Below are 1,392 nucleotides of genomic sequence, written 5' to 3' on the forward strand. Positions count from 1 at the left end.
CCAGCACAAATAGCAAATTGCCATCCAACTCTTGACCTCGAATTTGATTAACACTTTTTAAGAGACACTAGTGAAACATGTTCTTTTCCGGTGGAAGTTTTCTCCATAATTCTAAGCCGTTCTCAGCCAGTTCCGGCTCTCCGTGTGTCGCTCCGTACGCATAAAGCAATGGCGCGATGAGGTTTATCAGAAGCAGGTCAGTGCTTGCATGTCCCAAAGCCGAAGGAGATTGAGGCTGAGTTATGTCAAAGTCCGAATGATCAAGCCAGTATCCTTCGAGTTCCCATTGCAGAATTGCGCGTGACTCTTCAGGCTTGCCGTTGGCTGCAATTACTCTCGACATAAGCGAGAAACCGCCGTGAAGCGCTTTTGCAAGAATCGCGATGCGCCGATGTGGAAAATTCTGCGGGCGTGTTCTGGCATATTTCCATAGCTCACGTTTCATTGGGCGCAGGTTGTATTTTCTCGCAAGGAAATAATACTCGCGACAGAGGAGTTGATAATATTCATCAAATATATGTATAGAAGTGTCAAGCATTCCTGCTTGTCCGAAAAGTATCGCCTCCAGCTGCGGTAGATTGTCGGCGTGTCTAAGTATATATCCCAACGGAATAGATCTTGCAAGAATTTCGAATGGTTCGCTGTTCAGTCCGAAGCCTAATGCGCGGGCGAGAGTTATGAAGCAGGTCCTTTCCCAGTCACCTCCGGAATTATTGAGTTCGTCGATTATTCTTGAGGCTTTGGTCTGCATTCGCTCGATTGCAAGCGATTCAAGACAGTCGGTTATCGTAAGAGGTGGAATGAAACTTATGCATTTGTTGCATCTGATGCCCTCGATATTGTCACAAAGCGTGGAATACATTCTGAAGAAGCTTTCCGGGAATGTTGCCGTAAGCTGAGGAATCTCGCTTCCGTCGGAGCGTGTCACTCGCCTGTCATTGATTGCCACCACGTGAAGCAATACGGAGTCATATGCCGGATTAGTGTCATGCCCGTGTCTGTACCAGTCAGACGCATGTACGTGTATCTCTACATTTCCAGCCCATTCGGTATCCCCTATGCGTATTCTCGCATTGGAGAAATCCGGACCGGCATCTCGGTTCAGTAAACCCGGTGAAATAATCTCCACAGCCGTTCCGTTGTCAAGTTTCAGTTTGCGCCCCAGCATGCGGTGTCTCCATAAATACTGGTATAGTTTCTCCATATTGGCATTCGTGGTTAATAAATGTAATTCAAACGATTCGGGAAAAGAAATATTTTCAGAATATGTGAATTATTTTGTAACATTTGTAATGTGTTTTTCATAGTATTAAATTAAGAGCTTGTCTAAATTTTATTGATTAAAAATTTTATGGCAGCGAAATCAATCATTTCTTCCGCTGATTCATTTGA

General features: G+C 44.6%; 1 protein-coding gene. It reads right to left on the minus strand.

Annotation, left to right across the window (positions count from 1 at the left end; all coding sequences use genetic code 11):
- Positions 1-67: 67 nt before the first annotated feature.
- Positions 68-1,204, minus strand: coding sequence for a DUF2851 family protein (locus tag JX312_RS13655; protein ID WP_204458464.1), 1,137 nt, complete (start codon positions 1,202-1,204; stop codon positions 68-70).
- Positions 1,205-1,392: the final 188 nt, after the last annotated feature.

Source organism: Barnesiella sp. CU968 (genome assembly GCF_905219685.1).
In the GTDB taxonomy this organism is placed as follows: domain Bacteria; phylum Bacteroidota; class Bacteroidia; order Bacteroidales; family Muribaculaceae; genus Lepagella; species Lepagella muris_A.